The sequence below is a fragment of the Nocardioides sp. genome (assembly GCF_025965415.1).
GTDB lineage: Bacteria > Actinomycetota > Actinomycetes > Propionibacteriales > Nocardioidaceae > Nocardioides.
The window spans coordinates 1-25,921 of sequence record NZ_JAOPWY010000068.1 but is presented as its reverse complement, the minus strand read 5'-3'; the positions used below and the strand labels follow the sequence as shown (position 1 = coordinate 25,921).

General features: G+C 68.0%; 25 protein-coding genes. 5 read left to right on the top strand and 20 right to left on the bottom strand.

The window, feature by feature from the left end; translation table 11 throughout:
- The 11 genes from JWN97_RS07540 to JWN97_RS07490 all read right to left on the bottom strand — a co-directional run.
- Positions 1 to 136, bottom strand: a 136-nt coding sequence (locus tag JWN97_RS07540) for an FAD-dependent oxidoreductase (protein WP_297620822.1), incomplete at its 3' end; no start/stop codon positions are given.
- Positions 137 to 169: 33 nt separating this feature from the next.
- Positions 170 to 1,285, bottom strand: a complete 1,116-nt coding sequence (locus JWN97_RS07535) for an ABC transporter permease (protein WP_297620816.1) — start codon at positions 1,283 to 1,285, stop codon at positions 170 to 172.
- Position 1,286: 1 nt separating this feature from the next.
- Positions 1,287 to 2,861: a sugar ABC transporter ATP-binding protein gene (locus tag JWN97_RS07530; protein ID WP_297620813.1), complete on the bottom strand. Its 1,575-nt coding sequence runs from the start codon at positions 2,859 to 2,861 to the stop codon at positions 1,287 to 1,289.
- 99 nt (positions 2,862 to 2,960) lie between these two features.
- Positions 2,961 to 4,091 (bottom strand): substrate-binding domain-containing protein, encoded by a 1,131-nt coding sequence (locus JWN97_RS07525; protein ID WP_297620810.1) that lies wholly within the window; start codon positions 4,089 to 4,091, stop codon positions 2,961 to 2,963.
- Positions 4,092 to 4,329: 238 nt separating this feature from the next.
- Positions 4,330 to 5,052 carry an SDR family oxidoreductase gene (locus JWN97_RS07520; RefSeq protein WP_297620807.1) on the bottom strand — a complete coding sequence of 241 codons (723 nt, stop codon included), beginning with the start codon at positions 5,050 to 5,052 and terminating at the stop codon, positions 4,330 to 4,332.
- The gene (locus tag JWN97_RS07515) at positions 5,049 to 6,233 is read right to left on the bottom strand and encodes an MFS transporter (protein ID WP_297620819.1); all 1,185 of its coding nucleotides are present in this window, start codon (positions 6,231 to 6,233) and stop codon (positions 5,049 to 5,051) included. The genes JWN97_RS07520 and JWN97_RS07515 overlap by 4 nt, the downstream gene beginning before the upstream one ends.
- 68 nt (positions 6,234 to 6,301) lie before the next feature.
- The gene (locus tag JWN97_RS07510) at positions 6,302 to 7,363 is read right to left on the bottom strand and encodes an SIS domain-containing protein (RefSeq protein WP_297620804.1); all 1,062 of its coding nucleotides are present in this window, start codon (positions 7,361 to 7,363) and stop codon (positions 6,302 to 6,304) included.
- Positions 7,360 to 8,244, bottom strand: coding sequence for an NAD(P)-dependent oxidoreductase (locus JWN97_RS07505; RefSeq protein ID WP_297620802.1), 885 nt, complete (start codon positions 8,242 to 8,244; stop codon positions 7,360 to 7,362). The genes JWN97_RS07510 and JWN97_RS07505 overlap by 4 nt, the downstream gene beginning before the upstream one ends.
- 73 nt (positions 8,245 to 8,317) lie before the next feature.
- Entirely contained in the window at positions 8,318 to 8,875 is a 558-nt protein-coding gene (locus JWN97_RS07500; RefSeq protein WP_297620799.1) for a glucose-6-phosphate isomerase family protein, read from the bottom strand.
- Between the two features lie 66 nt (positions 8,876 to 8,941).
- Positions 8,942 to 10,144 carry a hypothetical protein gene (locus JWN97_RS07495; RefSeq protein ID WP_297620797.1) on the bottom strand — a complete coding sequence of 401 codons (1,203 nt, stop codon included), beginning with the start codon at positions 10,142 to 10,144 and terminating at the stop codon, positions 8,942 to 8,944.
- Complete coding sequence (locus JWN97_RS07490; protein ID WP_297620793.1) at positions 10,134 to 11,528, bottom strand: aspartate aminotransferase family protein; 1,395 nt, start codon at positions 11,526 to 11,528, stop codon at positions 10,134 to 10,136. Before JWN97_RS07490 ends, JWN97_RS07495 begins: the two co-directional genes overlap by 11 nt.
- Before the next feature lie 30 nt (positions 11,529 to 11,558).
- Here JWN97_RS07490 and JWN97_RS07485 point away from each other — a divergent pair, with 30 nt between their 5' ends.
- Positions 11,559 to 12,269, top strand: a complete 711-nt coding sequence (locus tag JWN97_RS07485) for a histidine phosphatase family protein (RefSeq protein WP_297620789.1) — start codon at positions 11,559 to 11,561, stop codon at positions 12,267 to 12,269.
- Here JWN97_RS07485 and eda read toward each other — a convergent pair.
- The 5 genes from eda to JWN97_RS07460 are packed head-to-tail and all read right to left on the bottom strand — an operon-like array spanning position 12,253 to position 16,111.
- Positions 12,253 to 12,903 (bottom strand): bifunctional 4-hydroxy-2-oxoglutarate aldolase/2-dehydro-3-deoxy-phosphogluconate aldolase, encoded by a 651-nt coding sequence (gene eda / locus JWN97_RS07480; RefSeq protein ID WP_297620786.1) that lies wholly within the window; start codon positions 12,901 to 12,903, stop codon positions 12,253 to 12,255. The genes JWN97_RS07485 and eda overlap by 17 nt on opposite strands.
- Positions 12,900 to 14,111, bottom strand: a complete 1,212-nt coding sequence (locus JWN97_RS07475) for an alanine racemase (RefSeq protein WP_297620783.1) — start codon at positions 14,109 to 14,111, stop codon at positions 12,900 to 12,902. Before JWN97_RS07475 ends, eda begins: the two co-directional genes overlap by 4 nt.
- The gene (locus JWN97_RS07470) at positions 14,102 to 15,319 is read right to left on the bottom strand and encodes a phosphopentomutase (RefSeq protein ID WP_297620780.1); all 1,218 of its coding nucleotides are present in this window, start codon (positions 15,317 to 15,319) and stop codon (positions 14,102 to 14,104) included. Before JWN97_RS07470 ends, JWN97_RS07475 begins: the two co-directional genes overlap by 10 nt.
- Positions 15,316 to 15,708 carry a PRD domain-containing protein gene (locus JWN97_RS07465; protein ID WP_297620777.1) on the bottom strand — a complete coding sequence of 131 codons (393 nt, stop codon included), beginning with the start codon at positions 15,706 to 15,708 and terminating at the stop codon, positions 15,316 to 15,318. The genes JWN97_RS07470 and JWN97_RS07465 overlap by 4 nt, the downstream gene beginning before the upstream one ends.
- Positions 15,701 to 16,111, bottom strand: a complete 411-nt coding sequence (locus tag JWN97_RS07460; protein ID WP_297620775.1) for a DUF2620 family protein — start codon at positions 16,109 to 16,111, stop codon at positions 15,701 to 15,703. The genes JWN97_RS07465 and JWN97_RS07460 overlap by 8 nt, the downstream gene beginning before the upstream one ends.
- A 134-nt stretch (positions 16,112 to 16,245) precedes the next feature.
- On the opposite strand from JWN97_RS07460, the gene JWN97_RS07455 reads away from it, so the two are divergent.
- Positions 16,246 to 17,034 (top strand): GntR family transcriptional regulator, encoded by a 789-nt coding sequence (locus JWN97_RS07455; protein WP_297620772.1) that lies wholly within the window; start codon positions 16,246 to 16,248, stop codon positions 17,032 to 17,034.
- Between the two features lie 11 nt (positions 17,035 to 17,045).
- On the opposite strand, the gene JWN97_RS07450 is transcribed toward JWN97_RS07455, so the two are convergent.
- Positions 17,046 to 17,966, bottom strand: coding sequence for a saccharopine dehydrogenase NADP-binding domain-containing protein (locus JWN97_RS07450; RefSeq protein ID WP_297620769.1), 921 nt, complete (start codon positions 17,964 to 17,966; stop codon positions 17,046 to 17,048).
- 139 nt (positions 17,967 to 18,105) lie between these two features.
- Between JWN97_RS07450 and JWN97_RS07445 the strand changes: the two genes are divergently transcribed.
- Positions 18,106 to 19,008, top strand: a complete 903-nt coding sequence (locus tag JWN97_RS07445; protein ID WP_297620766.1) for a hypothetical protein — start codon at positions 18,106 to 18,108, stop codon at positions 19,006 to 19,008.
- Between the two features lie 5 nt (positions 19,009 to 19,013).
- On the opposite strand, the gene JWN97_RS07440 is transcribed toward JWN97_RS07445, so the two are convergent.
- From JWN97_RS07440 to JWN97_RS07430, 3 genes are all read right to left on the bottom strand, one after another.
- Positions 19,014 to 20,387, bottom strand: a complete 1,374-nt coding sequence (locus tag JWN97_RS07440) for a YhfT family protein (RefSeq protein WP_297620763.1) — start codon at positions 20,385 to 20,387, stop codon at positions 19,014 to 19,016.
- 150 nt (positions 20,388 to 20,537) lie between these two features.
- The gene (locus JWN97_RS07435) at positions 20,538 to 21,485 is read right to left on the bottom strand and encodes an electron transfer flavoprotein subunit alpha/FixB family protein (protein WP_297620760.1); all 948 of its coding nucleotides are present in this window, start codon (positions 21,483 to 21,485) and stop codon (positions 20,538 to 20,540) included.
- Positions 21,482 to 22,195 carry an electron transfer flavoprotein subunit beta/FixA family protein gene (locus JWN97_RS07430; protein ID WP_297620757.1) on the bottom strand — a complete coding sequence of 238 codons (714 nt, stop codon included), beginning with the start codon at positions 22,193 to 22,195 and terminating at the stop codon, positions 21,482 to 21,484. Before JWN97_RS07430 ends, JWN97_RS07435 begins: the two co-directional genes overlap by 4 nt.
- A gap of 273 nt (positions 22,196 to 22,468) precedes the next feature.
- On the opposite strand from JWN97_RS07430, the gene JWN97_RS07425 reads away from it, so the two are divergent.
- Both JWN97_RS07425 and JWN97_RS07420 read left to right on the top strand, forming a co-directional pair.
- Positions 22,469 to 23,548, top strand: a complete 1,080-nt coding sequence (locus tag JWN97_RS07425; protein WP_297620754.1) for an Ldh family oxidoreductase — start codon at positions 22,469 to 22,471, stop codon at positions 23,546 to 23,548.
- A gap of 75 nt (positions 23,549 to 23,623) precedes the next feature.
- Positions 23,624 to 24,712, top strand: a complete 1,089-nt coding sequence (locus JWN97_RS07420; RefSeq protein WP_297620751.1) for a mandelate racemase/muconate lactonizing enzyme family protein — start codon at positions 23,624 to 23,626, stop codon at positions 24,710 to 24,712.
- The last annotated feature ends 1,209 nt before the right edge of the window (positions 24,713 to 25,921 follow it).

Genomic DNA, 25,921 nt, shown 5'->3' with positions numbered 1-25,921 from the left:
AGTCGCTGGGGTTGGTCCAGTGGCCCTGCTCCAGCACGACCACCGACAGCCCCGCCATCGCGAGGTGCTTGGCCGCCACCCCGCCCGAGGTGCCACCGCCCACGATCAACACGTCTGCGATATCTGGGGTTGTCATCAGCACCGGCTCCCTAGCAGCGATCGATATAGGTCACGGGGTGGGGGCGAGATAGAGGGCGACGGTCAGCCCGCCGAGGGCGAGGACTGCATACATCGTTGCCAGACCCATCAGCCTGCGACGGCCCTCCCGGGATCCGGCGCTCTTGCCCCGAGCCTCCAGGGAGACCGCGACCAAGACGATGAGGCCATTGACGATCAGCTGCATGAACGGGTCGACATTGGCCAGGTTCAAGATGTTGCCGGTGAGCGCGATGATGAGCACCCCGATCATCGTTCCGATGATGCCGCCCTGGCCTCCGCTGAGCGCGGTGCCGCCGACCACCACGGCAGCGATCGCGCTCAGCTCGTAGCCTGAGGCGGCGTTCGCATCCGCCGACGCGGTGAACGAGGTCAGAAGAATCGCAGCACAACCGGCCAGCAGCCCGCTGACGACGTAGACGAGCATGCGACGCCGCGCGACCGGGACGCCGGACAGATAGGCCGCCTCCTCGGTGCCGCCGATGGCGTAGAGCTCGCGCCCGCCCACCGTGTAGCGGAGATACACGTGCGTGACGACGGCGACGACGATGAAGACCAGGGCAGGTGTCGGCAGCAACCACACGGAACCGCTGCCGAGGGCGTCGAGACCCGGAAGGTTCACAATCAGGGGGGAGCCCTGAGAGAGGTAGAAGGCGACACCACGGGCGATGGTCATCGTCGCCAGGGTCACGATGAAGGGTTGGAGCAGACCCCGGGTGACACCGAGCCCGTTGATGAAACCGAAGTAGGCACCCGCGGCCAAACAGCCCAGGATGAAGCCCGGCATGCCGTAGCCGGAGAAGATCGCGCCGGTCACGCCGGCCACGGCGATCACCGCACCGACGGACAGGTCGATGCCGCCGGCTCCGCTGAGAATCACCAGCGTCTGACCGATGGCGACCAGGCCCACGACCGAGGTGAGCTTCAGAACGGTCTCGAAGTTCCCGGCCGTGAGGAAGGCCGGGGAGACGTAGGTACCGATGACGATGACGCCGACGAGCGCCGGCAGCATGCCGCTCACCCGAAGCAGAGCCATGTAGCGGGTGAGCCGGGACCTGGTGGCCTCGGGCTCGGCGTCGCCGCGCTTGTTCGACAGCGCCGGGGCGGCGCCGGTGCCGGTACTCGTCATGTCAGTTGCTTCCTTGCTGTGTCTGAATGAAGGCGGCAGCCGAGCGGTCGCCGACGGTGCTGGGTGTGGGACTGGTGAACGCGGCGCCGGCACTCTCGGGAGCCTGGACGTCCCCGGCAGGCGGCATGGCCAACCGGAGGATCGCACTCTCGGTCGCCTCAGCCGCCGACAGGGAGCCGGTGATCTTCCCCGCCGCGAGCACGATGATTCGATCCGCGAGGCCAAGGACCTCGAGCATGTCCGAGGAGACGATGACGACCGCGCACCCGGCGTCGGCCAAGGCGCCGATGATCGTGTAGATCTCATGCTTCACCGCCACGTCGATGCCACGGGTCGGCTCGTCGAGAAGGATGATGCTGGGATCTCCGAGCAGGGCCTTGGCCAGGACGACCTTCTGCTGGTTGCCGCCGCTGAGGGTCCGGACGACCGCGTCGAACGTCCGCTCGCGCAGGCCGACCTCTCGAGCGACCTTCGCCGCGGCCTTGCGGCGCTGGCCGGCGCGGATGAAGGAGGCGACGCTCCAACGCTGGAGGTAGGGCAGCGAGATGTTCTCGCTGACCGTGAGTCCGACGACCAGACCCTGCGTCTTGCGCTCCTCCGGGACCAGCACCAGGCCGGCGCGCTTGGCCTGGGACGGGGTGCTGATCTTGACGGGTTTGCCGTCGACGTGGATGTCCATGGTGTCGGGACGGTCGAGGCCGATCAGGCTACGGAGCACCTCGGTCCGACCGGCCCCCATCAACCCGGTCAGCGCCACGATCTCGCCGGCGTTCACGGTGAAGGAGATGTCGTCCAGGACACCGCTACGGCTCAGATTGTCGACGCGCAGGCGCTCCTCGCGGTGGGCCGACCCGTGTCGATCACCGGTGAAGAACCGCTGGATCGAACGACCCACCATCGTCTCCACCAGCACGTCGTCGTCCGGCATCTCACCGGTCCAGCTGGCGACGCGCTCGCCGTCACGCAGGACCGTGACGTCTTCGGACAGCCGACGCAGCTCGGCCATCCGGTGGCTCACGTAGGCCAGAGCGATACCGGACGCCTTGAGGTCGTCGACGACCTCGAAGAGGTGATCTGCCTCGCGGTCGCTCAGCGACGCCGTCGGCTCGTCCAAGATGAGCAGCCGTGCGTCGCGGCTCAGCCCCCGGGCGATCATCGCGAGCTGCTGGACGGCGGGGCTGAACCGCCCGAGCGGTTCTCGCACGTCGACGTGGACTCCCAGTCGATCCAGGAGCTCTCGCGCTCGTGCCTCGCTGTGCCGCGCGTCGACGAACCTCATGCGACTGTGGAAGTCACCCAGGGAGATGTTCTCCGCCACCGAGAGGTTCGGCACGAAGATCAGTTCCTGCGGCACGACGGCGATGCCGAGCGCAAGTGCCTGGTCCGGGCCCGACAACGTCACGGGGGAGCCGTCCACGGCCACCGTTCCGCTGTCGGGCTTGACCACGCCCCCGACAATCTTGATCAGCGTTGACTTGCCGGCGCCGTTCTCACCGACGAACGCGTGGCAGCGGCCGGCGTGCAGATCGACGTCTACACCGCTGAGCGCCTGCACCTGGTCGTACCGCTTGGACACACCACGCAGTGACACAACCGGGGTGGGGCTGCTGATATCCACGCTAGAGCCACGTCCTTCCAAGAATCAACGGGGACCATCGATGAGATGACAGGTCGCCTACTCGGCCGGGAGCTCTCCGAGGGTGCCCCAAGCGGTCTCGAGGGCAGCCGCGGCGTTGTCCTGGGTGATCAGGTCGGCCGGAGCAAGCTCCAGGTTGCGGGGAACGTCCTTGCCCTCGATGGCCATGATCGCGAGGCGCAACGCGACATCACCGTGGAGCGGGGTGTGCGGGGCGACCGCCACGACCTCACCGTCGAGGACCGCCTTGACATCACGCTTGCTGTTGTCGATCGAGTAGATCGGGATGTCGCGGTTCGCCTGCTTGAGGGCATCGATGATGCCGAGCGCGATGGTGGTCGAGTGGACAAAGAAGGCGTCGATGTCCTCCGACTTGGGCGACCCCAGGAACTGCGAGGCGACCTTGAACCCGTCCGCCTCGCTGTAGTCCGTGGGCGAGGTCTTGATGATCTCGATGTCGGGTGCGATCTCCTTCATGCGCTCGCCGAAGTAGAAGTTGCGGACGATCTGCGGCGAGGAGCCGACAGCGCCCGACATCTCGGCGACGGTGCCCTCGCCACCGAGGTCTTCGGCGACCTTGTCAGCCAGCGCGTACGCCTCGGCCTTGTCGTCGAGGAAGACCCAGCTGGTGTAGTCGCTGGTCGCGACGGTGCGTTCCATGCCCACCACGATGTTGCCGTCCTCGTGGAGCCGCTTGACCACGGGCGTCAGCGGAGCGGTCGAGTGCGGGAAGATCAAGATCGCGTCCGGGTCCTGGTTGGCGCAGGTCTCGAGCTGCTGGATCTGCTGCAGGGGGTCGTTGTCGGTGTTGTAGTACTGCACCTTCAGGTTCGGGTGGCGCGCGGCCTCGATCATGACGGAGCTGCGCTGACCTGCCGAGAAGGGGTGCCGCAGGAGTGCCTGCGAGAAGCAGACGTTGTAGTCCTTCGACGGATCGCCGATCGGTCCCTCTGGAACCGGGACGGCGTCGGCGTAGGGAAGGACGATCGACTCCTGGGTGATCGGGTCCGTCACGGGCTGGATGCCGGTGGGCTCGATCACCTCTGCGTCAGCGGGCGCCGACAGATAGGCGTCAATCTCCTCGCTGGATGCCCCCGGCCCGGTGCCCGATGCGCCCGGGGCCTTTGCGCCGCAGGCGCTGGTCAGCAGCAGGGCGCCTCCCAGGAGCACTGCCGCAAACTGTGTACGCGCTCGCCTCAACTGCATGGATCCTCCACTTGAACTTCGGATAGCGGGTCTGCCTGAGCCGGTGCCCAGGCGCCGAGAGTTGAGCGTGAACGACATCTCGCATTATGCAGTTGGCGCACTGTCGCTGCACATGATGAATGATAGCCAGCGGTGGTGTGACGGTCAACACATTGATCACCCTGTAATGACATTTCTTCGAGAGATCGTCGAAACCGTGGGCTTACACCAGTTGTCCGGTGGGCGCCACGACCAGTTCCCAGATCGCCAGCTGCTGGCGCTGCTCGTAGGCGAACCGCATGGCCTCGCCGATGTCCGCGGGCGCGAGTGCGCCGCCTATCTGGTCTCGATAAGCCCGATAGTCCGCCTTGATCTCTTCCGACTCCGTGCTCGAGAGGAGCTCGCTCTCCACCATGCCGGGGGAGATCAGCAGGACCCGAACCCCCAGCGCGGCGACCTCGCGACGCAGACCCTCGGTAATGGCATGAACGGCGTGCTTGGTGGCGCAGTAGACGGTGTGGTTCTCATAGACGTTGCGTCCTGCTGTGGAGCCGAGGTTGATGATCGTCCCGCCGCGCCGCTCGACCATGCGGGGAAGCACGGCGTGCGTCGTGTTCAGCAGCCCCACACAGTTGACCTCGAACTGACGCCGCCAGTCCTCCGGCGACTGGAACCTGACCTCGTTCAGTGCCATGTAGCCGGCGTTGTTGACCAACAGGTCCACCGGGCCGAACTCCGCCTCGGCCTCATCCACGATCGCGGCGTATCCCTCGGCGTCCGCGACGTCGTGCTGTCGACACATGGTGCGGGGCAGGTCGAGATCACGGAGCAGGTCGACGCGACGTGCGGTGAGAAGGAGTGGATAGCCCGCCTTGCTGAAGACCCGGGCGACCCCGGCCCCGATTCCGCTGCTTGCTCCGGTGATGGCCACCAGTGGCTTGGTCATTGGATGGTTCCTCTCGTCGTGACCTGGTTGTTCGCGCGAGGCCGATCGGCATCGCGACGTCGAGGGGGTGTGCGGCGGAGGTCGGCGAGCAGCAGTGCGCAGCACACCCCGATCCCTGCCGCGAACAGGCCCGATGCGGTCAGCGGTGTGACGAGGTCGGCGACGACACCCAGGACCACGATCGGCACGATGGGGCCGAGATAGCCGGCGAGGAGGAACCTCGACGTCAAGGATCCGCGCTCCGCCCCGGCACTCAGAACTGAGACGCGGCGCAAGGAACGTCGAAAGACCACGCCGCAGCCCGCCCCCGCGACGACGGCACCGGCCACGAACGTCCAGGTCTGAGACGCGGCCAACGACGCCGTGGTCACCACCAGACCGAGGGGCACCAGCACCAGTCCGAGGACCGTGGGCGACCCCTCCACGTTGACGACGCTCGTCTGCACCACCGCGGACGCCACGAAGGGACCCGCGATCACCAGGGCTGGGAGCACGCTGGTCACCTCGGCATGCTGGCCCGCGAGGAAGACCGGCGCGAGCGAGGAGAAGTAGCCCAAGGTGGCAAAGACGGTGAAGGCCCCCAAGCACGCCACCCGCAGCTCGTGCCGTGCCCGCACCGACCGTGCGGACGCGCGCGGCGTCGACCCCGATCCAACCCGTCGTCGCTGCCCGTCAGTAGCGAGGACAGCAGCGGTCCCGAATCCGGCCAGGACGATCGCGTAGATCCGGTAGGGCACCGAGAGCGGGGAGGAGGAGAGGCCCAGCGCGAGTGAACCGGCCACCGCACCGACTCCGATGCCACCCAGGTTGGCCAAGGTGGCGACCGTCTCGCCGACGGAGCGGCTCGCCCCGATCCGCGACGGCCACAGATCGAGCAGCTGGGTGGTCGCCGCCAACGAGACCAGGCCGACGGCCATCCCGCTCAGCAGCCGCGCCGTCACCAGACCGGCGAGAGCCGGCGTCGCGAGGAACAGCACGGTCGCAGCTCCAGCTGCCGCGCCTCCACTCGCGAGCGTCACCCGCCGGCCGTAGTGGTCAGACAGCCTCCCGCCGAGCGGCAGAGCGCTTGCGACGCCCACCATGTAAGCCGCGAAGACACACGCGAGCGCGGTGAGCGAAAGGTCCAACCGGCGTTGGTACAGCGGGTACAACGGCGCAGGGATCGCAGCCAGCGCCATCACCGCGATGAACCCGGCACTCACCGCGATCGTGACCACCACAGCGTGTGGGCGGGGCCGGGCCTCGATCGTCACGGTCGACCGTGCACATCTCCAGCGCCGAGGGACGACGCTTCGATCCGCGTGATCTTCGTCAGTCCGTGGGGCGAATCGGGATCGAGCTGTCGAGCCACGGCGGTGTCGTGCGCGGCCCACTGCAATGCCTGAACGGCCAGGAACGGAACCCAGTGGGCCGGTACGTCGGGCAGCCACAGGCTCGTGCCGGCGTGGCCGACCTCCCCCACCCCGACGTACACGGTCGCGGCACCGCGAGCTGAGGCCTGCTCGAGGGCCTGGCCCGCCAGGTGGGCGCCCAGCGGGTCCGCGCCCACGGCGATCACGACGTCGTCACGGCCGACGGAGTTGACGTTGCCGTGCAGGAGCTCGCTCGTCTCCAGGGCCGTGACCATCGTGCAGAGCGTCTCGCGCAGCTTGATGGCGCCCTCTTCGGCCGTCGTCTCCGCGAACCCCTCCCCCGCCAGCAGGAAGCCCCGGCTCCCCGACAGGTCGAGACGGGCCGAGACGTCCTCGTGCTGAGCGACCATGAGCGCCGGAAGCCGGTCTGCCACCGCGTCGAGGAGCTCGGGGCGTGCGGAGGCGGCGATCGCCAGCAGACAGGCCAAGGTGGTGGTGTAGCTCTTCGTGGCCGGAACCGCGATCTCAACCCCCGCCTGGCAGTCGAGGACGTGTTCGGGTCGCTCCACCAGCGCGGCCAACGGAGAGGTGACGGAGTTGGTGACCACGACCAGCTTGGCGCCCGCCTCACGGGCGCGCTGCGCCGCATGCAGGACCTCGACGCTCTCGCCGGACTGCGAGATCGCCACCACCGTCGTACCGCTCATCGACCCGGTCAGCCTTCCCCAGGCCAGCTCGGCGGGCGACAGCAGATAGGCCGGCCTTCCCGTGGCCTGCCGCAGCAGGTGCACGCCGTAGGTGCCGGCGGACCTGGATGAACCACGGCCGATCACCGCGACCGAGCGACTGGTTGCGAGGACCTCGGTCAACTCGGCGGACTGGTTCGCCGCAGCCTGGACGACGCGGTGGACGCGATCGGCCTGTTCGGCCATCTCGGCCCGCATCTGCTGACCACTCATGCCGTCATCTCTCCCGCGTCGTTCGGCCGGTAGGTCACCGGGTTCAGTAGTGGCTGGTTGTCGTAGTAGCGCAGCACCTCTTCGACCGCGGCCACGCCGGTTCGCACGATGGCGTCCGTGGTGGAGGCCCCCGCGTGGGGCGTCAGCACGACCTGCTCCAGCTGCGCCAGGCTCTCAGCCTCCGGAGAGCCTTGGTCGAGGCAGTCGAGCGCGGCCCCGGCGAGGTGACCGTCCTGAAGCACGCGCACCAAGGCGGCCTCGTCGACGATGCGTTCACGAGCGGTGTTGACCAGCACGGCACCCGCGGGCATGGAGCGCAGTTCGTCGTGACCGATGAGGCCGTCGGTCTGCGCCGTCAGCGGGCAGTGGATCGAGACCACCTGGGAGGTCTCGAGCAACTCGGCCAGGCCGACGCGCCGGACGCGCCCCGGAGGCGCCACGGGGTCATAGGCCACGACCTCCATCCCGAGCGCCTCGGCCTTGGCGGCGACGAGAGCACCGACGGCGCCGAGGCCGACCAGTCCGAGTCTGCGCCCACCGAGCTCGAAGCCCGTCGGTCGCAACCACGGACCCTGTCGCGAGGCCCGATCCATCCGAGTCAGCCCACGGCCGAGCACGAACATCAGCCCCAGGGCCAGCTCCGCCACCGACGGCGCGTTCGCGCCTGGCGTGTTGGCGACCCGCACCCCGTGCTCGGCAGCGGCACGCAGGTCCACGTTGTCGACCCCACTCCCGAACCGCACGACCAACTCGAGTTCGGGAAGCGACAGCACGCTCTCGTCGACCTGGTCGAGGCCGAGGATCGCGGTCCGGCATCCCTCGAGCAGCCCCCGAAGCTCGGCAGCCTCGAGCGGACGGTTGAGTGAGGGGTAGCGCGGCACGAGGCCGTGCTCGGTCATCAGCTCGCGATGTGCGCCCTCGGTGTGGCGGAATCCTCGCGGCGTGATCGCAACGTCAGGCATCGGCGACGTACCGTGGGTTGGCCACGACGGTGGGGCCGTCGGTGCCCTCCACCACCCGCACCGGGAAGCCGCGCTTCTCGATCGTGGCGTAGTCATGGCCCGCGTCGCCGATGTAGGAGGCGAAGAAGACCAGCGGCTCGTCACCGACATTGACGCTGCGATGCGCCCAGCCGCCCGGTATGTAGTTCATCGTGCCCGGCGCCATCTCCTGGACGACTGTCTCTCCGCTGGCCGTCGCCATGAGAAGTCGACCGACACCCGACGTCGTGAGATAGATCTCCGACCGGTCGCGAACCTCGTGGAAATGGCCCTTGGTCATGTAGTACTCATCGCCCACCCGACCGGGGTGGAGCCGTGTGGTGCAGGTCTGCAGCTCCGAGTTGAGCTCGGGTACGTCGAGGTTGAACACCTCGTAGACCAGCTCTGACCCGTGACACTCGCGGGCGAAGATGCCGTTGACGTCGTCGAGCGTGCGCGAGACGACCCGCTGCTCAGCAGAGTCGATCGCCCCGGTGAGCAGATCGATTTGGGCGGCGAAGGGTGTAGGCATCCATACTCCTGTGCAGTGGTGATGCGGCGCGCCTGTCAGCGCCGCGCTTGTCAGTGGGGTGTGTGCTCAGCTAGCCGAGAGACTCGCGGCCTCGCGCAGGAACTCCGGGTCCGCCATCGCGGCCGTCAGCACCCGCAGGATCGTGTCCGGCCCGCCGCGCATCGGGTTGATGCGCACGGCGTGCCGCTCCAGACCCGGCATCCCCTTGAGGAACGTGCTCGTCAGGTAGGTGAAGAGAGGCAGCACCTCGGGCTGCGCCTCCTCCCCCACCGACTGGCTGGGCGAGCCGTTGCGCCAGGCCGAACGGACGAAGGCCTCGGCGACGGGTTCGTCGAAGACCACGACGACGCAGCGGATCCCGGGCTGGGCGGCCACCGCCCCGCGGACGAACGGCAGCCTCCCCTCGTGGGCCAGCTCGTTGATCCGGCGTGCCGACTCGTTGACGGTGTCGTTCTGGATGGCCAATGCCACGGGTGCGTAGACCAGCATCCGCAGTGCTGCCATCGCCGCCGGGCCCTGCACCTGACAGCCGGCCGAGGACAGATCCCGGCGGATGGAGGAGACCAGATCGTGAGGGCCGACGACGCAGCCGATCTGGGTGGGCGAGAGCAGCTTGTACAGCGAGAAGGCCGACGCTGTCGCCCCCATCTGCACACCGATCCTGCGCGATCGCATGACGGCGTAGTTGTCGTCGACCAGGATCGCCAGGTCGTCGCCACCGATCCGTCGACCGGACTCGATCACGTCGGTGATCTCGTGAGCGTCGCCGAGCCCTTGCGGGACGTGCTGGACATACAGGCCCGCCGGGGTCACCGCGGCGAGCGTCCGCTCCAGCTCGTCGCGATCGTTGAAGCTCACCTGGTGCAGGTCGAGCCCCATGTGGCTCATGGCCGGACGGGTGGTCTTGTAGGTGTGCTCGCTGTGAAGCACCACCGACTGCCCGGGCTCCAAACCGGCGTTCAGCATCGCCCGGATCGAGCCAGTGCCCGCTCCCTGGACGAGCACTGCCTCGCCGGCTCCGAAGAAGTGCTCCAGGACCTGCTCCACGGCCGCTGTCGAGCGCGGCCGTCCGCCGCCGCCGAAGCCGACGGTCGCGAGCGCCCGCACCTGTCCGTAGTCCTCGGTGAAGATGTCGTCCGAGCCCAGGACCTGCTGGATCGAGTCGACGAGACGAAACTGCGTCCGGGTCGCCTCCTCGAGGGTCATGTGCTCTCGGACGACGGTGTCGGTCAACCGCTCGAGTGCGAGGGCGGCAAGATCAGACGACATCGCGCAGCACCTCCTCGACAGCGGTGATGACGGCGTCCCTGATAGCCGAGACCTCGCTGCGGTCGGCGATCAGCGCTGGGAACAGGGTCACGACGTCGCCAGTTGCCCGGCACATGAACTTGTTGCGCATGCCCGCCGCCGTCACCCGTGAGCCGATCTTCAACGCGGGATCGAACGGCTGCCGGCTGGACTTGTCCTGGACGAGCTCGATGCCGATCAGGAAGCCCTTGCCCCGCACGTCGCCGACGTGCGGATGGCTCTCCCCCCATGCTCGCAGTTCCTCGATCAGCCACTCGCCCTCTCGGCGCACGTTCTCGATCAGCCCCTCGTTCTCGATCGCGTCCAGGACGGCCAGTCCGGCCGCGCAGCTGACGGGGTGGGCGGAGTAGGTGTGACCGGAGACCTTGGCCTGGCCTGCGCCGCCGTCCCCGACCAGGACGTCGGCGACCCGTGCGGAGGCGATCGCGGCACCGAGCGGGACGTAGCCGCCGGTGATGCCCTTGGAGACCGTGATCACGTCGGGGACCACGTCGTAGTGCTCGCTGGCGAAGTAGGCACCGGTCCTGCCGATGCCGGTGAACACCTCGTCGTCGATCCAGAGCAGGTCGTACTTGTCGCAGATCTCGCGGAGCCGACGCAGGTAGTTCGCGGGGGGCGTGAGCACAAACGCGGCCGGGATCGCCTCTGCGAGCACGCCGGCAACGGTGTCAGGACCCTGACGCACCACCTCGTCCTCGATGGCCTGGGCACATGCCTCGCCGTACTCCTCCTCGCTCATCGCCTCGGGGCGGTGGTACGGGTAGCAGGCCTCGAGCTCGACGTAGCCAGGAGCGAGGGGAGAGAACCACGTGCGGAACTCGGCGTTGCTGCTGGCGCTGGCACCCACCAACGTGGTGCCGTGGTAGCTGGTCTTGCGATAGAGGAACTTCACCTTGTCGGGGTTGCCGCGCTGCCGGTGGTAGGAACGGACCAGCTGGGTCGCACTCTCGACGGCCTCCGAGCCGTCGCAGGCGAAGAAGCACATCCTCAGGTCGCCCGGCGTGATCTCGGCCAGCCGTGCGGCCAAGGTGACGGCTGGCTCGTTGACGAAGGTGCGCAGCGAGACCCACTGCAGGTTCCGAATCTGATCGGCCACCGCCTGCGCGACGTCCTCGCGCCCGTGGCCGAGAGTCGCCGCCGCCGACCCGCCGGCGAGAGCGTCGAGGTAGCAGTTCTCATCGATGTCCCACACCTGCATGCCCTGGGCACGGACCGCGATCGGGCCCTGATCGCGCCGGGTCGCCTCCATGGGCACCCCGTGGCGCCATACGTGGGAGATCGCCAGGTCGACCAGTTCTTGCTTGCGGGCGGCCCCCGTTGCGGGAGCCTCATGGAGCGAGGTCATGCGGGTAGCCTCTCGTAACATAGTAATGTCATGACAACTTACACTGAGATTGATGGAAATGAGGACTCGATGCAGTTGAGCCTGGTCCGGCACGGTCTGCCGCAACGGATCGATCCCGGGGTCCTTCCCGCCGGCGTCGCGGCCGACCCAGGTCTCACGGACCTGGGTCGGAAGCAGGCGCGTGCGACCGGGGAGTTCCTGACGTCCGAGCACGTCGTCGCGGTTCATGCATCCCCGGTTCGACGAGCCTGGGAGACCGGCACCACGATCGCGGAGGCGATCGGCCTGAGCGTCGAGGAGTGCGCCGGCGTCGCGGAGTGGGACGCCGACGCGACGTCGTACATTCCCATCGAGGAGCGCATGGCCGACGACGACGGGATGTGGCGTGCCCTCCGGGCCGGACGACTCCCCGACGAGAGCTTCGACGGCGCGCAGTTCCGCCGGGTCGTGGTCGCCGCCGTGGACGAACTGCTCGCCGCCCACGCCGACGCGGCGAGCCACGAGAGCCTCGTGGTGGTGACGCACGCCGGAGTCGTGAACGCGTACGTCGGCCACCTGCTGGAGCGACCCGATCCGTTCTGGCTCCCACTCCCGGTCGCACCCGGGTACTGCTCGATCACGCGGATCGCGGTCGAGGATCGAACGCAGTCGGTCCGGGTGGTCTCCGTCAACGAGACGGCGCACGTGCGCGACCTTCTCCCCCTGCGTGGGCCGACCACAGTCCTCAACGCTCCGCGATGACGGCGCGGTAGCGCTTGGCTCGGGCCACGAGGCCGTCCAGTTCACCGTTCTCGACGGCTTCTCGCGGGACCAGGTCCGAGCCCGCGAACGCAGCCACCGCCCCGGCAGCGAGGAACGCAGCGACGTTGTCGACCGACACCCCTCCCGACGGCACCAAGGGCACCTCGGGAAAGGGACCGCGCAGATCCCGCAGGTAGCGAGGGCCCCCCAGACCGGCGGGGAACAGCTTCACCACTGCGGATCCGGCGCGGACAGCGGCCATGACCTCGGACGGGGTGTAGGCGCCCAGCACGAACGGAATCCCCGCCTCGCGACACGGGCCCACCACATCCAGGGCCAACCCCGGTGAGACCACGAACTGTGCACCGGCGCTGATGACCCGTTCGGCCTCGGCAGCCGTCGTGACCGTGCCTGCTCCGACGAAGGCGTCGACCACCCCACGAGCCTCGGCCATGGCCTCGACCGCGTCGGGAAGGGTCAACGTGAACTCGACGCAGCGGATCCCGGCGGTGGCAAGCGCGCGGGTCAACGCCGCGGGGTCGCTCACCTCTCGTCCCCGCAGGACCGCGGCGATGCGGTCCTCGGCCAAGATGGTGGCAAGGGACTCGTCGCCGGTCGTCCGTGCGCTGCTCATGAGCGGCTTCCGACCGCTGCGGGGAGGAGGTCGCCTCCGAGCTCGAATCCGCCTCGGTCGAAGACGCCGACCACGGAGGGCGTGGAGTCGGCCCCCTCGATGACCGCGACGAAGCACCGACTGACGAACACCTGGGCCCGGAAGGCGTAGACGACAGTGTCACCGACGTGGACGGCGCGACGATCGGAGGCGTCCACCCGCAGGTTCCCGTAGTAGTCGATGGCCTCCGGCGGATCGAGCTCGACGCGCGCCTCGACCGGGTGGTGCGAACCCCGCCCGAAGATCAGTGCCTTCGCGGCGCGCGAACGCGGATAGAAGCCGCCTCCCAGCGTGAACACGGTGTCCCCCAGGTCGTGCGTCACCTCTGAGACATAGATCATGGCGGGCACTTCGGGTTCGTCACTGACGGCGTGCAGCGGTGTCTGCCCGGTCAGGCAGCTACCCGGCTCGACGTGCGTGGCGCCGGCGTCCGCCAACATCCCCACGGTGGCTGACGACGATGCGCTCGGGGCGTTGAGGACCGAGACATCGAGTCCCGCGTCACGCAGCCGCCCGAGAGCATCGGACATGGTGGCGACATTCGAGGTCAGTTCGAACGCCCCCGTGCCCTCGTTGAACAACACACACGGGAAGGACGTCACGCCGGCCACCTCGATGCCGGGCAGGTCCTGGACGTGCGAGGCAACCTCGACGATGCGTTCGGTCGGAACGCCGCCGCGCTGGGCGGCGTAGTAGGTGTCGCCGTCACGGTGGACCCGCAGCAGCACGGACTGCTCAACGCCGAGTTCGACGGCGGCCCGTGAGAGCTGCTCGGCCTGTTCGAGGCCGAACACGGTGATGAACTGCGGCTGCATCTCCAGGGCCAGTCGCATCTCCCCGACCGGGACCTGAGTGAGATGGCCGAGATGCCCGATGAGCAGGCCACGGGAGTGCAACAGCCGGGCCTCTTCGAACTCGACGGCGACGACGCGCTCGATGCCGTTGCGGGCAACGGCCTGCGCCACCAGGGGGTTTCTACCGAACTGCTTGGTCATCTGGTAGCTCACGAGGCCGTGCGCATTCGCTGCGGTGGACACCGTTCGTGCGTTGGCGGCCACGGTGTCGATGTCGATCACGTAGCAGTTGGACGGGATTCTGCCCGCGCGGTGCAGATCGACGGCCGCCTCGATCAGAAGAGGGTTACGCCGTCGGGTCACGTCTAGGAACATGAGATCTCCTTGAAGAAAGAGGTGCCGGAGCTCGTCGCGGCGAGGTCGAGCCATTGGGCGGCCGTCGCGCCGATGTCGGCCAGCGATCCACGGGTGCCGAGGCTGCACGGCTCCACGGCAGGCCCGTACGCGATCGCCGGGGTGAACTCGCGCGTGTGCTGGCTGTGTCCGATCGTCGGGTCGTTGCCGTGGTCGCCGGTGATGAAGAGGACGTCCTCGATGCTCAGCTGCGCGATCAGCTCGGGAAGTCGCTGGTCGACCACGGCAAGCATCCGGGCGAAGCGCGCCGTGTTCTGCTCGTGCCCGGCCAGGTCGGTCTCCTGCACGTTGGCCACGATCAACCCGCGCTCCATCCGAGCGAGCTCCTCGATCGTGCGAGCTAGGACCTCCTCGGTGGCGATCAGATTCTCGCTGCGCGCACCCGCGCACTGGACGACGTCGGCCGCCTTGCCCAACAGCAGCACGTCGAGTCCGGCCGCCTGCGCGAGCGTGGGCAGTTGACGTGAGGTGTCGACGGCCACGCCAAGATGGCGCACTTCGTAGTGCTCGTCATAGACGCCGAGCGCGGGCGTGTCCACGCCGATCTGCCCGGGATCACGCTCGACGAGATGCTGTCGCATCTCCTCCACGCCATACCCCCGGCCGCCGACCACAATGACACGCGGGACCTGCACGGCGTTGCGTACGACGTAGCCGATCTCGGTCAAGCGGTCGAAGGAGATGTCGTCGAGCGAGGCAGTGAGGTTGATGTTGAGACGGGCCCGCGCCTCGACGTTGTCATGCACCAGGACACAACCCTCCACCAGGATCGGGGAGCCGGCGCCCTCGATGTCCTCACAGCGCAGTCCCGCATCCTGCAGAGCCGTCCAGACCGTGTCCCGCACCTCGCAGAGCAGCATGAGCTCGACGGCCTCGAGGCCGCCGCCCATGATCTCCTGGTGCCCCATGAAGGTGTCGGCACCTGGGTAGTCAAGGCGGCACCTGCCGAACGCGGCAGTGGGCGCCTTGACCGCTGGCACACCCCGCACGTCGCTCAGATGGCCCAGTCCGAGCTGCGCCAGGTTGGGAAGGTCGAGCGGACCCTCGACGCGGTCGATGTTGCGCAGCGTGTTCGCGCCCGCGTCCTCGTTCGGACGGTCCGGCATCTCGCCGACGCCGAAGCCGTCGAGGACGAGGATCACGACACGGCGCCCAGAGCCCTTCTTCACCGCTTCAGCACCAATGACGTCAGGTGCAGCGTCATGTACAGGATCTCCGTCTCGGGCACCTCGCGGCCCAGCACCTCGGAGGCCTCCTGCATCAACCGCGCGACGGCGTCCCGCTCGTCGACGCGCCCGGCGAGCTCCCTCTCCAGGGACTCAGACACGGGCGCCGCGACCTCGCCGCGGTTGAGGCGCGTCAACGCCATCGCGAGATGGGTCACCATGAGCGCGCCGGATTCCTCGTCCAGCTCGAGCTCGAACTGGACGGCCAGCTCCGCCACCATGAACTCGGTGAGCCGCCGCGCGAGCGGTGTGATCTGGTGGGCCTCCTCCAACAGGTCGAGCCGCTCCTGGAACATGGCCTCGACCGTGGGCGCCGGGAGTGAGTCACGCACGGGTGCTCCCCTCACTCGACACGTCCGCCGGCCGGGTCAGGATCGTCGAGATGATCAGTGGGATCGCGCTGCGCGACTGCTCGTAAGGGAAGCCGAAGGCGACTTTCCCCTCCTCCAGGAGCGCAGCGATCTTGTCCGGATCCGCTGCGATGCCCGGGGCTCCGGCAATGCCCACCCGGCTGGCGCCGAGCAGCGCAGTAGCAGCGGCGAGAGCCCCTCCACCCCCGGACCAGCACGTGCCGAGGTAGTAGTCGGCCTGGCCCTTCTTGACCAGCCTGGCGCCCTGCATGTCGGTCACGGCCACGGCGTCGATCCGCCCGTCACCGGCCTCGCGCGCCAGCTGCGCCATCGTCTCGGCGTCGACGCCGGCCGCGACGACCCGGATCTTCCTTGTGTCGGTCACCTGTGTCGTTCCTTCTCGCTTGCAAACATGAAATGGGCAGGGCAGTCCCGGCTCTGGCGGCCGGTCGAGGGTGTGATCACGTATCGTGTGGTCCGCATGGCAGGACATCGTGATCTAACCCGGAGGAAATGGTCATGACCTCGGCACGCAGGGGCACCATCCGGCGAGACATCAACTTGCCTTACTACGAACAGCTCAAGCACCTGATCCTCCAGCAGATCCAGGACGACGGCCTGCGACCGGGCGACCTCCTGCCCAGTGAGGCCGAGGTCGGCGAACGCTATGGCGTGTCGCGCACCGTCGTGCGCCAGGCGATCGGGGAGCTGGCGGCGGCAGGCGTCCTGTCCCGCCGCCGCGGCAAGGGCACGTTCGTCAGCGAGCACAAGATCCGCGAGCAGTTCATGGAGAGCACCGTCGGCTTCTTCGAGGACCTCACCGGGCAGGGCCACGAGGTGCTCAGCGAGGTCATCAGCGTGGGTCTCGTCCGCCCCGCGTCGCACGTCGCGACCACCATGGAGCTCCCCGACGACCACCGCGTGATCGAGGTCGTCCGCCTGCGCCGAGTCGATGAGATGGTCGTCGCCCTGGTCAAGTCCTACATCAACTCCGACAGCGAGGAACTTCTCGACCACCTCCGCAGCGAGGACCTCGCACACGCGTCCCTCTACCGGATCCTGGAGAACACCTGGGGGCTGCGCATCGAGTCCGGCAAGCGTTCGCTGGAGGCGACCAAGGCCGAGGGGATGCTTGCTCGGCTGCTGGAGGTGGGCGCCGGTGACCCCGTGCTCTACATCGAGTCCGTCGGTCGCGACGAGCAGGGGGAGGTCGTGGAGTACTTCCAAGCCTGGCACCGCGCCGACCGGAGCCGGCTCGAGATCAGCGTCGTCAGGCATCAGTCCGGCCTGACGAGCACCCTCGCCTAGCGGAGTGCACCTCACCGCTGGGTCGACTCTACGAGTCGCAGGTTCTCAGCGATGTCGCCGAGCATGGCGAACGTGGCCGGGGTCATCGGCACGTCGAAGACCTCACTGATGACCTCGGTCCACCCATGGAGGAAGTAGCGCCATCCGTCGACCGCGACGACGCCGTCGGAGACCACCTGCCGGCGGGCCTGCTTGAGGAAGGTCAGGTCACCTCGATAGTTGAGGTCCCAGGCGAGTGCCTGCGGCGGGAAACGCACGGCGTCACCCAGGGGCGAGCCTGGCAGGTCCTTCCCCAGGCCCGTGGCGTTGATGACGAGGGTGCCCGGCCGACTGGTCGCGACCAGCTGGTCGGAGGCGTCGGACTCGCTCACCTGGTGTGTCTCGACCACCGTGTCGGTGCCGACCTGCGCGCACACCTCGCGGATGAGTTGAAGTCGTTCCGGTCTGCGGTCGGTGATCACCAGTCGTTGTGGTGCGTCCCGCCGAGAGACCAGGTGCACCGCGATGGCCAGGCTGGCCCCACCGGCACCGAGCATGACGACGTCGCGGGGCAGCTTGGCATGCGCGGCGACACCTAGCAGGTGATCGATGGCCAACCCGCCGGTCAGCACGTCCTTGGCAGATCCACGGATGCCTCCCTCCGTCACCACCACGCACGACACCTCCCGACACAGCTGAGCCGCCGCGTCGAGGCTGCCGAACAGGTCGGCTGCTTGCTCGAAGACGTTCGACTTGTGGGTGGTGACGAGGGCGCCGCGCGACCCGGTCGTGGACGCCACTGTCTCGACGGCTCGACGCGTCTCCTCCGAGGTGGCGGCGAGCGGAACGTCGATCCCACGCAGTTCCGCGTCGAGGCTGAGCGCGGCGGCCCACCGCGGGAACAGCGCCATGATGCTCGAGGACGCCGTGGAGACGCCCACGAAGAACAGCACGTCGCGTTCGTTCGAACCGATGCGATCAATCGCGGGGAGATCGTTCATCCTGTCGGCCTCCTAAGGTTATCATGACATTATGATAACCCCCTCGGCTGGTCAAGCATCCCCGACGATTCGGGACCGATTCATTCGAACCGTGCGCGGTGATGTCGCTCCCGACGCACTCGGGATGACCCTGTGCCACGAGCACCTGTACACCCGGCCCTCGCTGCGACTGCAGGACGGGGGGGACATGGTTCTCGACGACGAGCAGCGCAGCGTGGATGAGCTCGCCCTGTTCGTGCAGGCGGGGGGCTCGGGGCTGATCGAGCTGACAGTGCCGGAGTTCGGCCGCGACGTCGCCGCCTTGCGACGCATCTCCGAGGCGTCGGGGGTGCATGTGGTGGCCACCACCGGTCACGTCTCGGAGGACTACTGGGCCGAGGCCCTCGACGTGCCGGCGATGTCGGAGGAGCAGATCGTCGAGGAGATGGTCCGCGATCTGACCCACGGCTGCGACGGCACCAACATCCGTGCGGGCATCATCAAGGCTGGGAGCTCTCTCGACGAGGTCTCGCCCACCGAACGACGAGTCCTTCGAGCCGCGGCCAAGGCACAGCGGATCACTGGCGCTCCGATCACCACGCACACCACGGCCGGGACGATGGCCGCCGAACAGGCATCGATCCTCCTCGACGCCGGTGCCGACCCACAACGGGTCTGCCTGGGCCACCTCGACCGTCGGATGGCCTACGAGGAGCATCGTGCGCTGGCAGCCGACGGCTTCTTTCTCGGCTACGACTGCTTCTCCAAGGACTGGTACGAGCCCGACTCGGCCCGCGTCGACAGCATCATGCGCTTGGTCCGCAGCGGATTCGGGGGTCAACTGTGCCTATCGGGGGACCTGGCTCGCCGCAGCCAGCGCGTGTCGTGGGGTGGAGGTCCCGGCTACACCTTCGTGCCGTGGCGCGTCCTGCCCTGGCTGCGGCGCGAGGGCGCCACCGAGGAGGACGTCCACCAGATCATGGTGGGCAACCCGCGACGTCTGCTCACCTGGTAGGGCGGCTATGGCAGCGCCAACCCGACCAGAGCGAGAGCGTTGACGAAGAGCCCCACGCCCAGCGCGGCGACGACGCCCACAGACATGGGCATGACCGGGTTGCTCTTGCGCGCATTGAGGAACCACGCGCCGATGACGACTCCCACGCCCCACCCACCCGCGAGGTGGGAGGCCGCGAGCGCACCACCGATCAGGCATCCGATCTCCATGACTTGGAAGATCGCGGTACGGACCACATCTGCCAAGGTACGGATCTGAGGCACGCGCTCCACCAGTGTGACGACCGAGCGGAGGGCCAGGAGCTCGACCAGCCGCAGCACGCCACACGCGATGGCCGCTGCCCATGGGTTCGGCATGAGGAGGGCGACGACGACCTCGAGGAACGTGCCTGTCGCCATACAGCCGGTCATCGTCGCCGTCGTGAACTTCATCGGGATGTAGGAGAACGCCCAGACCGCCATGACGAGCGCCGCCGGGACAGCGAGTCCCTGGGAGTACAGGACGCCGGAGACCGGGTCCTTGGCCATGACACCCCCGTTGTATGCGGCGCCCATGAGCATCGACAACGCGATCAGCGGAACCGCGGCGGAACGGATGCGCTTGACGTTGGCCGCGAACTCGTCGTCGTCCTCCTCCTCGTCGTCGTCGAGCACCGCCCAGTCCGGCTCATCGCCCCGGCTCACGGTCACTGACGTGGCCGCCCTGACCTCCATGACCAGGAAGACCACCATGGCCAGCGCGATGACGGCGAAGCCGAACGCCGACGGCACGGGCCACGCCAGCTCGCCCGCCACGGCCCACACGACCGAGGCCAGCACCAGCACGATGGCCGCCTTGCGGTAGCCGAAGTGATAGGCGATCGGCAACAGCACGAGCAGGAAGTAAGCGTCCGCGGCGGGTACGGCGAAGAGCGCGGTGACATCGAACATGTCGATCGGCAGACGCTGCATCAGCTCGGCGAGCCCACGAAGCACTACGGCCACCGCGACGCCCCACAGGGCTCCGAAGGAGCCGGCGACGAGGACACCACCGAGGGCCCGGCCGGATCGGTACCACCTCACGTCCAGGCGGCCGCGGGTCGAGACTCCGATCCAGTCGGTCGCCATGAAGATCATGTAGACCAACGGAATGACCGCACCCAGCGAGAACGGGATGCCGAAGGCCCAGAAGAAGCCCCAGCCCAGCCGGAACGACGTGCGTCCGACGTCGCGGTGCTCGAGGTTGCCGAGGCGATAGTCGCGCATGACGGGCCGCAGCCCGTCGTGGAAGACACTGACGCTCCGGTGCGCCAAGATGGCGGAGAGAGCACCGATCGAGCCGAGCAGCAGCATCGATCCGACGAACGGCGGCGGGAGGATCACGTCGGTCCCGAAGGTCATGGCGGTGGCTTCCTGAGTCGCGACACCCGCACGCCGGGAGTCTGGGGAGGTGCGGCCGCGGCCCGGGGGCCACGCCGCAGGGGCGACGGCGGCGCGGAGGCCCACCCGGCGACCTGGCGACCGGTCTCCTCCGCGCCGCGCCCCGTGAGGTCAGACGAGTTCGCGCATGCAGGCGGCGACTTCGAGGATGTCAGCGTTGTATCCGACATCGGCGATGCCGAAGATCGGGGCCGTCGGGTCGGTGTTGACCGCGACGACCATCTTGCTGTCCTTCATGCCGGCCACGTGCTGGAGCGCACCCGAGATGCCGAAGGCCACGTAGACCTTCGGCTTGACTGTCACGCCGGTCTGACCGACCTGATGAGCGGAGGGCAGCCACCCCACGTCGACCAGGGGGCGCGACGAGCCGAGCAGCACGCCCATGGACTGGGCCAGCTCCGAGAACAGCGCGATGTTCTCCTCAGCGCCGACGCCACGACCGATCGCGAAGATGACGTCCGCCTGCGTGAGATCGACGCCCGGGGCGGGAAGCACGTATTCCCGATGCCGGACGCGGCTCTCGCCGACTCGCGGCACCTCTAGGGTCTCGACCGCAGCAGCACTGCCCGCGTCTCCGGCCCCCGCCCACACGCCTGGCCGCACCAGCACGATCGCCGGAACGCCGGACGCGAGCTCGAGCTCGGCGTGGACCTTGCCTGCGTACATCGATCGAACCGCCACCAGTGTGCCGTCGTCCCCGCGCGCGAGCGAGATCGCATCGGCGACGTACGCCGCGTCGAGCTCCTCGGCGACCGCGGGGGCATAGGACGCGGAGCGGATGGACCAGGCGAGCAGGACGGTGTCGGGCGAGACGTGGTCGATGAGCACTCGGACCGAGTGGGCGCGCTGCTCGTGGTCGAAGTCGCCGGTTCCTGAGCCACCATCGACACGCACGACCAGGTCCACCCCGTCCATGAGCGCCGCCGCCTCCTCGAGGCCCGGTTCGATGATCCCGACCACGACCCGACCACCGATCGTGCGTGCCGCAGTCACGAGCTCCTTGGTCGCCTCGGTCAGCTCGCCGTCGAGCTGCTCTGCCACTACCAGAATTGCGTTCATCGCCTTGCCTCCTGCACGATCTCGATGATGCGGGCCGCAACCTCGCTCGGGCTGCTCTGCTCGACATGGGTGACGCGGCCCTGGTCGAGCGTCGGCTGGTACATCCTGCGGACCATGACCCGAGGCGCCGTCGCGGCATCCTCGACGACCTCCACCTGGGCCTTCTTGGCCCGCATCATTCCCTTGAAGGTTCCGTATCGCGGCTCGTTCAGGCCGGTCTGCACGGTAAGGACGGCGGGCCGCTCGACCTCGACGATCTCGGCGAGGCCACCCTCGAACTCGCGGTGCGCCACGAGGCCGTCTCCGGCCAGCTCCACCTGGGTGACCACGCAGACACTCGGCATCCGCAACGCCGAGGCCAGCGCCGGTCCCGTCGACTGCTGAGCCGCGTCGCTGGACTGGACACCACACAGGATCAGGTCGGGCTGCACCTGCCTGGCGGCCACCGCGAGCCGGCGCGCGACGTGGATCGGATCGGCGGCTTCGTCGGCCGCGAGAGGCACCCGCACCGCGCGATCCGCACCCATCGCAATGCAGCGCCGCAGCGCTTCCTCGGACCCGTCCTCGCCGGCGGTGACGACGACGACCTCGCCCTCACCGCTCTCATCACGCAGGCGGAGCGCTTCCTCCACCGCGTAGTTGTCAGCTTCGTTGACCTCGTGGGTCAAGAAGGCTGGATCGACACCCTGACCGGAGGCGAGGAACTCCACGAAGCTCGGAACCTCACCGGCTTGTTTGACACACACCATGATTCTCAAGTGAACCGTCCTGGCAGAACCGACATGTACGAATGATGCTGGTGCAACATATGCATCAGCAGCGTGAATGTTGCATACTATGAAGGCGGTGTCAATCAACATCTCGCATTGACCAACCTCATCCACGGCCTCTATGGTCGTTGCATTATGTGCGCAGGCACTGCATATATTGCACAGATGGGAGAGGTTCATGGTTGACCTCGGCACAACTGACAGGGCTGCTGCGTGAGCGCCGCGACCGTCATGACCTGGAGCGACCTGGAGAGCTGGGCTGCGACCGTGCTCACGAGGTCCGGCCTCCGGGACCACGATGCCGCCACCGTGGCGGCCAGCTTGATGTTTGCGGAGTCGCGCGGCATCGGAACCCATGGGCTCATCCGACTCTCGACCTACGTCGAGCGCATCACTGCAGGTGGCATCAACAGCGCGGCCACCGTCTCCATCGCGGCGGACCTCAAGGCACTGACCGTCCTGGATGCGGATCACGCTCCGGGGGCGAGCTCAGGTATGGTTGCCGTCGCCCTGGTGATCGAGCGGGCCCGCGAGTTCGGGGTGGCCTGCGCGGTGGCTCGCAACGCGAACCACTTCGGGGCATCGGGATACTTCACCAACCAGATCGCCGACGCCGGTCTGCTCGGACTTGCGTTGTGCAACACTGAACCGGTCATGTGCGCGCCCTCAGGTGGGTCGCCGGTCCTCGGGACCAACCCGATCGCCGTTGCGCTGCCCATCGACCGCGGCGAGCGACCCCAGCTCGACATGGCCACGACCACGGTCAGCCAGGGAAAGCTGCTGGTGGCCCAGCAGGCCGACGAGGCGATCCCGCTGGGTTGGGCCGTTGACCCCGCCGGGCGGGAGACCACCTCTGCCTCGGCAGGGCTGGCAGGTGCGCTGCTCCCCAGTGGCGGACCCAAGGGCTTCGGCCTGGCCTTCGCAGTCGACGCCATCCTCGCTCTCGGTGGCGCCAACGTCAGCACCGATGTTGCGCCGCTCAACGGCGACCCCGGCACACCCCAGCGTCTGGGTCACTTCTTCCTCGCGATCCGCCCGGACGCCGACGGGACCCTGGACGACTACCGCCGACGCATCATGGGCCTGGTCCAGGACATCCACAGCAGCGGTACGCCCGGTGCAACGGTGCGCCCTCTCGTGCCCGGTGAGCCCGAACTGCAACGCGAGCGCGCCATGAACGGCGTCCTTGCGATCTCAGGGCCGGCCCTGCAGGCGATGGAGAGCCTCGCGTCGGCCTGGCACGTCCCGTTGCCCGCCCACGCCGGCCCCGGCGTCCAACCACCCAGGTTCTGACGCACCCACCGCGCAGCGGACGTGCCCGGAGGGTGCAGTCCGCTCGTTCAGCCCATACTCACGAGAGGCATCAGCATGACCAGCATCGAGTCAGTCCAGACGGAGCGCTTCACCGTCCCCCTCGACACGACATTCAGCGACAGTACTCACGGGAGCATCCCGCACTTCGAGTTCGTCACGGTCCGGGTGCGTGACACCGACGGCGCGGAAGGCATGGGCTACACCTATGCGGTGAACTCGGGCGCTGCTGCCTTCGACGCGCTCATCACCGGATATCTCGAAGAGGTGCTGGTGGGGCAGGATCCTGACTGCGTCGAGAAGCTCTGGCAGGACATGTGGTGGAAGGTCCACTACTCCGGCCGTGGTGGTCACGCGACCTCCGCCATCTCCGCGGTCGACATCGCCTTGTGGGACCTCCGTGCCCGCCGCGCCAACATGCCGCTGTGGCGGATGCTCGGAGGCTTCGACCCTCGCGTGAAGGTGTATGCGGGCGGCATCGACCTCGACTTCTCACTCCCCCAACTCCTGGACCAGGCCGACGCCTTCGTCGCTGCGGGTCACCGAGCCATCAAGATGAAGGCTGGGCGCCCCCACCTGCGCGAAGACATCGAGCGTGTCCGCGCCATGCGCGAACACCTCGGAGACGACTTCCCGCTGATGGTGGACGCCAACATGCGGTGGAGCGTTGACGAGGCCATCCGGGCCGCGCGCCACCTGGAGGAGTTCAACCTGCTGTGGCTCGAGGAGCCTACGATCCCTGACGACATCGCTGGCCACGTTCGCGTGGTGCGCGAAGGTCGCACACCGGTCGCGACCGGCGAGAACATGCACACGCTCTACGAGTTCCAGACGATGATCAGCGCCGGCGGAGTCACCTATCCCGAGCCCGACATCACCAACTGCGGAGGCGTGACCATCTTCCGCAAGATCGGCAACGTCGCCGAGGCTCACAACCTGCCGCTGACATCCCACGGCGCGCACGACGTCACCGTCCAGGTCCTGGCCGCCGCACCCAACTGCAGCATCATGGAGGTCCACGGATTCTCCCTGGATCACTACGTGGCGAACCCGATGGTCATCGACGAGGGCTACACCACTGCTCCCGAGCGTCCCGGTCACGGCATCGACCTGGACTGGGAACGGCTGGGGACCTTCAAGGTCTGACGCTCTGCCGGTCGGGTGCCGGTCGGGTGCCGGTCGGGTGCCGGTCGACGGGTGCCGGTCGGGTGCCGGGACATCGTCGACGCCCCGATCGGCTCCGCGCTGGGTGGTGAGCCCGTCCGCGTTCATGCCTGCGTCGGGGGACGGGGTCGCGAGGGTCGGCCTCGACATGCGGTGCCGAACGCGACGGCGAACGAGGCGGACGCTGACGAAACTCACCGTCGCCGGGCACCGCGCCCGGCGGCGGTCGCGGTCCACGTCTCACGACGGGGAGGGTTCGCGCTGCAACGCCAGCGCACGGATCCGCCGTCGGGCGCATCGCCCAACGCGCGGTCGCACTGGCTGTGATGCCCCGCCAGGTTGCTCAGCCTGGCCATGGGTGCGGGCGTCCCGATTGCTAGTGGCGCCGGTGGTGGTTGTACTGAGGGGCTCATGCGCGCAGAGCGGTGATTCGGGCTGATTCGGAGTTGTCGAGCTTCTTGAAGGCCGAGTCCTCGGCCCCAAGGTGCGGTAGACGCTCGATCTTCGCGTTGGTCTCGGGTCGGTCGGCCCGAGTCCTCTTCGGCGTGATGGCCCGGCTCGGCGCAGGTGGTGCGCCACATGTTCGACTTGGAGCAGGAGCCGTTGTCGCTGAGCGCGCCGTGGACCATGACGCCTCGGTCTGCGAACCAGGCGACCGCATTGCACACCACGTCGGTGGCTGTCCCTCGGTTCCATCGTCGCTGGCCCCGACCGAGGCCACGCGTGAGTGGTCGTCGCGCGGTTCTTCCACTCTGCTGCTGACCGACGTGGCGCCAACCCTCACCGTCGGGATTGCGACCAGGCCTCTTCAACTCGACGTGGATCGGGTCGCCAGTGTGCTCGTATTCGTAGCGTCGGATACGGCGTGTTGAGCCGGTCGCCGATCTCGACCGGACCGAGTCGCTGCGTCCAGCGCTGGTGCACGATCCTGCGCGCCCCAGACAGCTCCACCCCACACCGGGAGGCCCTCACCCATCGGAAGATCAGACCGTGTCGCCGCAGGATCTCGACCAACGTGCCTGGTCATCACAACCAGGCGTGGTCAGCCGGCCTTGGTCGCTTGTTCGCCCTTCACCGACGCGAGCAGCATCTGCGCGACGTCGAGGACCTCGACCTCCTCGCGGGCCTCGCCCGCGGCCTGCTGGGCGGTCAGGCCGTCGGAGAGCATGACGCGGCAGAAGGGGCAGCCCA

Excerpts from the sequence above, each read along its gene's own strand:
- JWN97_RS07535 (WP_297620816.1), bottom strand. The coding sequence starts at position 1,285 with ATGACGAGTACCGGCACCGGCGCCGCCCCGGCGCTGTCGAACAAGCGC.
- JWN97_RS07520 (WP_297620807.1), bottom strand. The coding sequence starts at position 5,052 with ATGACCAAGCCACTGGTGGCCATCACCGGAGCAAGCAGCGGAATCGGG.
- JWN97_RS07510 (WP_297620804.1), bottom strand. The coding sequence starts at position 7,363 with ATGAGTGGTCAGCAGATGCGGGCCGAGATGGCCGAACAGGCCGATCGC.
- JWN97_RS07500 (WP_297620799.1), bottom strand. The coding sequence starts at position 8,875 with ATGCCTACACCCTTCGCCGCCCAAATCGATCTGCTCACCGGGGCGATC.
- JWN97_RS07495 (WP_297620797.1), bottom strand. The coding sequence starts at position 10,144 with ATGTCGTCTGATCTTGCCGCCCTCGCACTCGAGCGGTTGACCGACACC.
- JWN97_RS07490 (WP_297620793.1), bottom strand. The coding sequence starts at position 11,528 with ATGACCTCGCTCCATGAGGCTCCCGCAACGGGGGCCGCCCGCAAGCAA.
- JWN97_RS07485 (WP_297620789.1), top strand. The coding sequence starts at position 11,559 with ATGACAACTTACACTGAGATTGATGGAAATGAGGACTCGATGCAGTTG.
- eda (WP_297620786.1), bottom strand. The coding sequence starts at position 12,903 with ATGAGCAGCGCACGGACGACCGGCGACGAGTCCCTTGCCACCATCTTG.
- JWN97_RS07475 (WP_297620783.1), bottom strand. The coding sequence starts at position 14,111 with ATGTTCCTAGACGTGACCCGACGGCGTAACCCTCTTCTGATCGAGGCG.
- JWN97_RS07455 (WP_297620772.1), top strand. The coding sequence starts at position 16,246 with ATGACCTCGGCACGCAGGGGCACCATCCGGCGAGACATCAACTTGCCT.
- JWN97_RS07440 (WP_297620763.1), bottom strand. The coding sequence starts at position 20,387 with ATGACCTTCGGGACCGACGTGATCCTCCCGCCGCCGTTCGTCGGATCG.
- JWN97_RS07435 (WP_297620760.1), bottom strand. The coding sequence starts at position 21,485 with ATGAACGCAATTCTGGTAGTGGCAGAGCAGCTCGACGGCGAGCTGACC.
- JWN97_RS07420 (WP_297620751.1), top strand. The coding sequence starts at position 23,624 with ATGACCAGCATCGAGTCAGTCCAGACGGAGCGCTTCACCGTCCCCCTC.